The 9,599-nt window shown below is 40.5% G+C and carries 9 protein-coding genes; 7 read left to right on the top strand and 2 right to left on the bottom strand.

What is annotated here, in order from left to right:
• Window positions 1-28: 28 nt before the first annotated feature.
• Window positions 29-2,209, bottom strand: coding sequence for a cation:proton antiporter (locus F7734_RS41810; RefSeq protein WP_155750292.1), 2,181 nt, complete (start codon window positions 2,207-2,209; stop codon window positions 29-31).
• 279 nt (window positions 2,210-2,488) lie between these two features.
• Window positions 2,489-3,781: a cation:proton antiporter gene (locus tag F7734_RS41805; RefSeq protein WP_155750291.1), complete on the bottom strand. Its 1,293-nt coding sequence runs from the start codon at window positions 3,779-3,781 to the stop codon at window positions 2,489-2,491.
• A 712-nt stretch (window positions 3,782-4,493) separates the two neighbouring features.
• On the opposite strand from F7734_RS41805, the gene F7734_RS41800 reads away from it, so the two are divergent.
• The 7 genes from F7734_RS41800 to F7734_RS41770 all read left to right on the top strand — a co-directional run bounded on the left by F7734_RS41800 (window position 4,494) and on the right by F7734_RS41770 (window position 9,597).
• Window positions 4,494-4,883 (top strand): surface-adhesin E family protein, encoded by a 390-nt coding sequence (locus tag F7734_RS41800; RefSeq protein WP_155750290.1) that lies wholly within the window; start codon window positions 4,494-4,496, stop codon window positions 4,881-4,883.
• Between the two features lie 238 nt (window positions 4,884-5,121).
• Window positions 5,122-5,256, top strand: coding sequence for a type II toxin-antitoxin system RelE/ParE family toxin (locus F7734_RS41795; protein WP_155750289.1), 135 nt, complete (start codon window positions 5,122-5,124; stop codon window positions 5,254-5,256).
• A gap of 133 nt (window positions 5,257-5,389) precedes the next feature.
• Complete coding sequence (locus F7734_RS41790; protein ID WP_155750288.1) at window positions 5,390-6,223, top strand: protein phosphatase 2C domain-containing protein; 834 nt, start codon at window positions 5,390-5,392, stop codon at window positions 6,221-6,223.
• 119 nt (window positions 6,224-6,342) lie between these two features.
• Window positions 6,343-7,548: an FHA domain-containing serine/threonine-protein kinase gene (locus F7734_RS41785; protein WP_155750287.1), complete on the top strand. Its 1,206-nt coding sequence runs from the start codon at window positions 6,343-6,345 to the stop codon at window positions 7,546-7,548.
• Between the two features lie 40 nt (window positions 7,549-7,588).
• On the top strand, window positions 7,589-8,416 hold the full coding sequence (locus F7734_RS41780) for a VWA domain-containing protein (protein WP_155750286.1): 828 nt from the start codon (window positions 7,589-7,591) through the stop codon (window positions 8,414-8,416).
• A gap of 198 nt (window positions 8,417-8,614) precedes the next feature.
• The gene (locus F7734_RS41775; RefSeq protein WP_155750285.1) at window positions 8,615-8,839 is read left to right on the top strand and encodes a hypothetical protein; all 225 of its coding nucleotides are present in this window, start codon (window positions 8,615-8,617) and stop codon (window positions 8,837-8,839) included.
• 14 nt (window positions 8,840-8,853) lie between these two features.
• A complete protein-coding gene (locus tag F7734_RS41770; RefSeq protein ID WP_155750284.1) occupies window positions 8,854-9,597 on the top strand; it encodes a hypothetical protein in 744 nt (247 codons plus the stop codon).
• Window positions 9,598-9,599 lie beyond the last annotated feature (2 nt).

The raw sequence follows: 9,599 nt of genomic DNA, 5'->3' as shown, positions 1-9,599 counted from the left end.
GGTTAGGGGGTAGGGGTTAGGGGATTGGTCACTGATTACTGGTCACTTCTTGTATCAGTATTGGTGCAAGGTGAGAAGTGACTTGATTGTAACGACGGGTGATAAGTAGCGATGAGCGGCACTCAATGGCTAATTCATCTGTATATCTTCCCAAAGTTTGACGTTCGATACCCCAAGCACGGCTTGTTCCTGCAATGGTTAGGTCAACACTCTCTGATGCGGCTACTACAGCTTGAATTGGCTCTGTAGATTCAACAACTGTGATGTCAACACGATCGCGGACGCTACGAGGCAGTTGCTCCATGATATTGCGAAGCTCATTACTTAATTCGTTTTTGACTTGCTGGTTTTCTACAACTTGTAAAATCTGTAAGTGGCGCGTATCGCTATTGACCAACAATCTCAGAGCAAGTACTAATGCTAAATCATCATGAATGTTTGCTGAGTATGGTACTAACAAACGTTCGAGGCGTTCTTCTCCGCGATCGACAAAGACGGCTACATCAACTGGTGCAGTTACAAGAATTTGACCGACTCGTCCACCCAAACGATTCTTACTAAAAGCTGGGCGATGCCATCCTACTAAAATGAGATTGGCTTGCTCGAGTAAAGCGATTTGTGCTGTTTCTCTGGCTACATTATTTGATACACGTACAATGGGATGTACGTAGGAACGGTAACTTGAAGGTTCTAAACGTTCAATTAATTCTTCTATTTGATAACGACGCTGTGCAATTAACCTTTCTGCTTCTACAGGTGTACTTTCAAAAGCGTAGTCTTCTTGCAGTTGAATCAAACTCAAGGGCTGAACAACAGCCGATTGCTGGGAATTCATTGCGATCGCCACAGCTAACTGTACCAAACCCTTTTGGGTGCTTGGATTGGCTACGGGCACCAAAATTCGGTAAGAGATTGGGTAAATGTCTTCAATTGCAGTATCGTCATCGCTCGTTGCTTCTTCTGGTTCTGGCTCCAGTACGTCTAACATCATTAATTTCTTAGGATATGTCATCTCAAGCAGTGGTGATGTCATGAATGTTGTCACCAATGCCATAATCACCAGCATGGTAAACAGTAGAGGGGAAATCACTCCAAGGCTAAGACCAATGTTCAGTACTATCAGTTCGGTTAAGCCGCGAGTGTTCATTAACCAACCGAGTGCTGAAGCTTCCCGATTCTCTATCCCACAAACACGAGCCGCTACGTAAGTCCCAATATATTTACCTGCGATCGCAACTCCCAGCACTGTCAAACTTAACAACCACAATTCTGGGCTATTGAGCAACCCAATTTCCGTTCGCAAACCACTGTAAGCAAAAAACACTGGTAGCAAGAAAATTAAAACAAAATCTTCTGTTTTGACCGCTAATTCTTTGACAAGCTCGGCATTTTTGGGCATGATTGCCCCTAGCAAAAATGCTCCAAATATCAAGTGGATGCCAATGAGTTCTGTAATGAGAGCAGACGCAACAACTCCCATGTAGATTAAAGCCAGAACCAATTGACTGAGACGTCCGGTGCGGCGGTAGTATACAGCAAAACGGTCTAGAAAAGACCGCCCCAAGGTCACCATGAAGCCAATGTAGACGAGAGAATAGATAATTGTGGGGATAGCTTTGCTAAAGCTACCAGTATTTGCCACTGCGATCGCAACTGCCAACACGCACCAAGCGGTAACATCATCAACTGCTGCACAAGTTAATGCCAAAGTCCCCAAACGCGTTCCCTGTAAATTATTCTCAGTTATGATTCGAGCTAGTACGGGAAATGCAGTAATTGACATGGCTGCGCCCAAAAATAGCGCAAAAGCAGTAAACGAAACACTACCATTAGAAACCAAAGGATAGAGAAGTACTGCAAGCAACGTTCCAAGAGAAAATGGCACTAAAATACTGACGTGAGATGTCAAGATTGCCACTTCTAAATTACCACTGAGGTATTTGGGATTCAGTTCTAATCCAATGAGAAACATGAAAAAGATTAGCCCCACCTGAGACAGTACGTTTAGGAAAGGAACTGTTTCTGGTGGGAATAAGGTAGCTGCTAACCCCGGAGCAACCAAACCAAAAAAAGATGGACCCAAAAGAATCCCGGCAACAATTTCGCCGATAACAAGTGGTTGGTTAATCCACCGGAAGGCAAGCCCCACCAGCCTGGATAGCCCAATAACAATCAGTACCTCAACTAAAACGAGAACAACTGTGTGCATGGTTTCCTCCCTGACTAGCGACAACTTGATGTCCCTAAGATAATTCTTTATATCACTGAAAGATGTCAACTTTATTCAGCAATCTTGCGGTTAGTTGCTACAGTCTTGAATATTAATTCTTCATGAGACACAGTTGCCACCGTTAAAACCAGGGGATTTTAAATTTTATTTTTTTAGAGAAATATACTGATATCTGAATGATAGGCATAAAGAAAGCCGGGATTTGGGAGATATCGGCTTTCTAAGGGTCAGTATTTGTTTACAGATACAACAGAATTGCTATATGATTTGGGAGCGCTCGTAACTTGTTCCATGCAACAAAAAGTTAACTAATGGTGATGTCATGAGTGTAGTAACAATTGCCATAATCACCATAATTGTGAATAAAGTAGGGGTAATTATACCTTGTTCCAAACCAATGTTAAGGATAATTAATTCCATTAAACCTCGTGCATTCATTAAAGCACCAATAGTGGCTGATTCGCGCCAATTTTCTCCTGCTAATTTTGCAGCTAGCATGCAAGCAATGCCTTTACCAAAAATGGCAATTGCTACAATCAAAGCTGTTATTGCCCAAAGAATCGGTGTGTTAACCAATCCGATTTGAGTGTTAAGTCCAGAAAACACAAAAAATATGGGTAGTAAAAGAGCAGTGGTCAAAAATTCCGTGCGTTCGCGAAGTTGTTCTGCAAACTCACCTCTTGGCATTGCTGTCCCGATAATAAATGCACCAAAGACGGCATAAATACCAACGGCATCGGTAATCCAAGCACAAAACATCAAGAGTGTAAAGACTAAAGTCAGAGTTTGAACTGTCAATTCACCATCTCGTTTTACCATTTTACTAAATACAGTAAGTGCAGGTCTTGCCACAAAAGTTGTCAAGAGCACATAAGCAATACCACCACCAATTGCAAATGCTGCGATACTTGTGTTAGTATGAATACTAGCCAATACAATAGCTAGTAAACACCATGCTGTGGCATCATCAATAGAACCAGCAGCGAGTGCCAAAGTTCCAAAATGAGTTTTCGCAATACCACGTTCGTACAGCATTCGAGCTAACATGGGGAATGCCGTGATTGACATGGACGCACCTAAATATAGTGCTGCAGCCCAAGGACTGACACCTTGTTTAAATAAATCACCCCTATTTACAAGGAAGAAAGCGGCTATACTTCCCAAGCAAAATGGCACAAGTATCCCTGCTATAGAAACAAAACTAGCACCCTTGAGCCTTTGCTTAATAATCTCGGTGTTAAATTCCAAACCAATTAAAAGCATGTAGACAACCAATCCAATCTGACTGATAGCAAAAAGAATTGACATGGATGGGTTGGGAAGTTTTTCTCCAGTGGCGAGTATTATGGGAACTTTGGGAAACAACCATTGCTGTATGCTGGGTGCGAGCGCACCAAAAAGCGATGGTCCCAACATAACACCTGCGATCATTTCGCAGACAACATCCGTTTGCCCGAGGTAGCGCCGCCCAATAATCGTAACAATACGACAAGTGGCTAAAATGACTGTTAACTGTAGTAATAGCCTTAAAACGATCTCAAAATTTGACATTGTGTTCCCTACTTGGAGAAGTCATGCCATTCATCTACAAGTTAGCTTTGAACAACTCCTCTAGATGAACGAACACGGCACTCCAATTGTTTAGATTGATATAAATTCAGTTGTAAACTTAACAACAGCGTAATGTACAGTAGCTAAGGCTAATTTTTAACATATAACTGTTAACCCATTCTGCACTCCCCAACTGTCACCAACGGCAATTACTCAATTAAATTTCTGAAAATAGAATAAAATTCTACTGTTAATCCAGTAAAAACAGGTGAGAAAGCGTGAAGACTGCGATCTAACACATCCAAGCCGTTCTTAATTATTAGCAATTAAGAAGGAAACAGAGATTTTTTGTCGTATTTTATAAGTAAATTTCTGTAGTTACTTGCATTAATTAACGCTCGTACTAATATATAGGATTCCTATTTAATTGTTGAAAAAGATTATGAGAGAAGACTGAGGAGTATACCGATTATTAAGGAAAATTTGTAAAAAACTTACACTTTAGTAAAAAATTTTATATAATCTTTACCTTTTCCTCTCCAGAATACCATTAAAGTTTTATTATCTAGTGAATTTTATACATAAAATATGAGTAAATACACAGCCTAATCGCTTATTGACTTTAGCATTGTTATCTTAACTTGTTACGCATGGGATACCGATCTTGATTGAGTAGTTTGAGTCATTATTCAAGGATAAAAACCTTAAGATTATGAAATTTATAAAGCTTTTTATTTATTTTCTATTAGCATCTGCTACTGTCAACTTTGTTGCATCCTCTGCACAAGCAGAGGATTGGTTCTTTTTCGGAACTAGTAATGACAATGATAGAATCTTTCTTGATAGAGATTCAATCAAACGTAAAGGCAATATTGTTGAAGTAAAGGTTTTTAACGTGCTCTCCAAAGAAGAGGATGGAAGTGTTGGAGCGATTATTAATTATGAATTTTCCTGTCAAGATAAGAAGTATAGATATAAGCAGGCAATGAGTCTTTATAACGATCAATCTACCAGAGTCTTCAAAGAAATTTCAGAGTGGGAACCTATCAAAGCAGGTATTGTAGCTGAAATGATATTACAACAAGTTTGTAAATCTCAATAATGTGAAGTAGTTTCTGCACAGAAGCAAACAACTATCCAAAAAGTCACTTAAAAAAGTAGTTGTGTTGCAAATACAGAAGTAGAGAAGTTTTTACTCGTGAAGTTTTACTAAAAGTGTTTAACCCTCTTCTAAGAAACATTTTTATTTCTTTACATCCATTGGGAATGCAATCGCTTTCCTCCGACGCTTTTACTACTCTTGTAAAAGAAAAACATGGCCCTTATCCTCAGCCTCAGACATGAGCAAGAAGGGAAAATCAGGAGGATACCGAAGTATCATTATTTTTCGCTACGGAGATAAGGCTTTCTTTATGTATGGCTTTGCTGATTATTGTCCAGAAAAAAAGGCTTGCTGCAATTTCGTGATACTCTAGCCCTTAAGCAAGATCTAACCATCGATTTTTCTTTTACTCCCTTTCCGCCATAAGATTACCGATCTTCTTCTCCTCTTTCTTCGTGTACTTCGTGTCTTTGCGGTTCATTTTTTTATAAGAAGTTGAGCATTTTATGGTACATGAAGCCAGTGATATTAAACTCAATCAACCAAACTATGTTGTATACAGTCAAACTAACCACCGTGACAAGAATGAGGATAGCTTTCAAATCTTTGCTCTCACCCCTGTACTGGGACAGAAGCCTGTTACAATCATGGCAGTTGCTGATGGCATGGGTGGTCACGCATACGGAGAATACGTTAGCGAACAAACTTTACGCAAGCTGAGTTTGTCTCTATTTGAGCAACTCACTATTGAATTATCACTCAATCGCGGTTGTCCGGAAGATAAGCAAATTACATTAGATAATTTTTCACAAGTCTTACTTAAAGCAGTAGAACAGGCAAACGCCTACGTGCGTAAAATGGTAGAGGCTAATAAATGGGGCAAAGCTGGTTCAACAGTATTAGTCACAGCAATTGTGGGTAACGTTGCTGTATCCGTCAATTTAGGAGATAGTCCTTTATTCCACTATCAAGCAAGTAGTGGGAAACTCACTAAAGTTACGCAAGAGCACACAGTAGCAGATGTTCTCTTACGGGCGGGTATGATTACACAAGAAATGGCACGTTCACATGAGGGACGCAACCGTTTGGAATTTTATGTAGGTTGTCCGCAATTCCCCCCAAATCTCGCCGTACAGCAGGTATCTTTAACACCAGGAGATTTACTGCTTTTATGTACTGATGGTATCAGTGGTTCTCTACTTTTAGAAGAGATTCAGTCAATTCTGGGAGGCGATCGCACCAGTTTAGCACTCAAGGCAGAAAGTTTAATTCAAGCAGCGCAAACTGCAGGGGAAACAGACAACCAAACGTTAATTTTATGGAAAGTGGTTAGTTGTTAGTGGTTAGTTGTTAGTGGTTAGTTGTTAGTGGTTAGTTGTTAGTAGATAGTGGTTCAATTGACGAATGTACAGACGTAACACCACACTTAGCTTTGTTGTGTCTCTAAAAAAACTAATAAATGACAGAACGTACTTTGGAAATAATGGTGGGTGGAAGGATACCTGTAGAAATTCCACCTGTTTCAGAGGTGAAACTACTTGAGTTGTTGGGAGTGGGTGGTTTTGGTTCGGTGTGGAAAGTAACCGACACTACCACAAATAAAATTTATGTTCTCAAGGTAATCCAAAATATTGAACCAGGTAGCCAAATGGCTGAACGAGTACGTTTAGAAGCCAGCGTCTCTATTCCTTCAGAATATATTGTACCTGCCATCGGACTGCGGCAATGGAATCCCAGTACTTATTTGCTATTATTTGAGTTTTTTGCTGGTAAATCCCTTAACAAAATTTTAGCATTCCTGACACCAGAGCAAAAGCGAGATATTTTCCGCCAAACTTTAGTTGGTGTGGGCGATGCTCACTGTTGCAATGTGATCCACCGTGACCTCAAACCTGCTAACATCTTGGTTGGGGATAACGGACAAGTAAAAATTATTGACTTCGGTATATCTAAATTTAAAGAGTATAAGTTAACAAAAGGCAATGAACTGATGGGAACTCTCCCCTACATAGCACCGGAGTTACTTATATATGGGGCGAAAGTTGCTGATTCACGGACAGATATCTATGCTCTAGGTCATATTTTTTACGAATTGGCAATTGGGCAACACTTTTGGGTACGCAAACGTTGGCGACAACTGGAAGACTTTGTAAACTATCTCAACCAAACCCCACCACCAGAGGAAGGAATTGATGTAAGAGATTTTTGTTGTAACTTTTACAGCAATAGTGCTTCAGTATTAGCACGGATGGTAAAGCTCGACCCAAATCAGCGATTTTCCTCTATAAATGAAGTGATGACAGAATTGGGTTATGTGCCTGATGTAGTGCCGACGCCTGGGGATTTACATCTACGTTATTCATTATTAATTGTAGAGTCAGGTAGCAACAAAGGAGCAAGAACTTTAATTAATATTCTTGATGGTGGCTCGTTGACGATTGGAAGAACTGATATCGCTGGTGGAAATGACAGTATTAGTCGCCGTCATCTGGAGTTTAGCCGTGTGGGAAATCAATATTTTGTACGAGATGTGGGTAGCAAAAACGGAACTTTGGTGAGGGGAATTGCTCTTTCACCTGGAGAAGCACCTACACCTATTCAACATAGCGATCGCATCAAAGTTGGTGATGTTTTCTTAAGGTTTGTATTTCTACATCAAGAATAAAAGCGAATTATACTGATAATGACTAGGGTATGAACACACGATGAAAATTTGTACTCACTGTGGCGCATCTAACCTTGATGCTAACAAGTTTTGTACCGAGTGTGGTACGGCGCTAGAACCCCTTTCTACTCCTAAAGGTGGAACTGCTGCACCATCTGCACCATTTGTACCAATAACCAAGCCGCTATCTGAAAGCGAACGCATTGCTTACGGTTTATCCAATTCCCTCAAGAGTCGCTTGCAACAATTTCAAGGGAAACGCAGTGCTGACATCATGTTTGTCTTAGACTGTACGGGGAGTATGGGAGGAGAAATTGAAGCCATTAAAGATGCGATTATGGATTTTGCTGACACAATAGAGTCAGATGGGGTGCGAGTGCGGGTAGGGTTAGTGGAGTTTCGCGATCGCCTCATTCAAGAAGAACACCGAGTCCTGACATTTAACGGTGAACCTTTCACAAGCGATCCAGTTGCCTTCCGTAATGAAGTAGCCAAGTTACGAGCAGGTGGCGGTGGCGATGAACCAGAGAGCAGCCTTGATGCTATTTTACTAGCATTGCGTCAACCTTTTACACAACAAGGCAGCAAAGTGATCGTTTTAGTAACAGATGCGCCGCCACACATCCCTGATTTGGAAACAAAGAGTATCAACTCTGTAGTGCAAGCAATTCGTGATGTAGGAGTCCAGCAACTCTACTTGGTGATTCGTACCCAAGATCCCAACAGTCAAGTTTACTTAAAACTTTTAGAAGGAGCGAGGGGAATGGCATTTGAGCTAGGTAAGGGCGATGACTTCCGTCAACGTGCGGAGGATTTTAAGCGTACTTTGATGGCTTTGGGCAAAACTATTTCTCAAGCAACTCGATAATAAACAAAAGCGATGCAATGTCTAAATTGTTGGTTGGATGGCATTGTGCAATCGACGGTGACGTCAAATATGTCAAGTTTATCTGAAACTGTTAGAAGGGGCGAGGGGAATGGCATTTGAAGTAGGTCAGGGGTATGACTTCTGTCAGCCTACAGTTATAATAAGTTATTAATCGAACATAAATTTTTACGTATTTTAATGCAGTCTAACAGTGAATCAGAGCAGGAAACTAACGAAATTAAGGAGCCGAAAGATTCAGATAGTGAGATATGTTATATTCTCTATGAGCAATGTGTTTCCCGAAAGACAGAGCCAATTCCCTGTGATGACTGCTTGCGGATTTGCCTAGCAAATCGTGGGGAGTGGCCGTTCGATAAGTGTCCGATTCCGCCCAAACGCCGCAGACGCAAGCATGACAACTAAGGGGTAGTGGAAAAATGGCAAGCGATCGCATCAGTCAAGATTTGGTGAGTCCCGATCTCAATAAAGATTTTGAGCAAATTGTGATTCCCGATATCTATCGGCATCTTCAAGCGGAAAATTATCAGTCAGCTTTAGAAATTATCAACAATTTCTACCAAACCAAAGTTGACAGAGATGAGAATAATTTGCTGAAGCATAAATGTGATTCCTGGACAGCGTTGATATTTGAAAATCTTGGAAGAGATCGAGAAGCGCTGTCGCTGTATAAATCCTTAGCTCAGGTAATGGGGCAAAATCATCCTCTCTTTGCCTATTTCCAAGTAGACGTGGCTCGTGTTTTGCACAAGCTAGGGAATAATAAAGAAGCTAAGATTGAAATTGAAAAAGCTCTGGAAGAGTCTATAGATAGTTCAATTAGCGACAAGTTAACAGCGCTAAATTTGTACATCTCTATTTTAGAAGAGTGTCACGAAACACTGGCTCATCAGTATCAACCTTTAGTGAAGAAATTAGCGACTGAACTGGGGATATTGCGAGAAAATGACTGGTTAGAATCCAGTAATCTCAGTCAGTCAGTCAAGAAATTATCTCATAAAAATCAAGAGGCTAACAAAAGATATAGTCGATTACTGGTTGAGATCGATCGAGTAGAAGATGATAGACAAGCAGAAGTTTTACTCAGAAAGTATATTTCGGAAGAGAGTGTAGGTTACTATCGCAACCTAGCCATGAAAGAATTAGATGAATTAGTAGATTAGTT

Source organism: Scytonema sp. UIC 10036 (genome assembly GCF_009725235.1).
The sequence above is the reverse complement of the archived record's forward strand: the minus strand, read 5'-3'. Positions and strand labels throughout refer to the sequence as shown.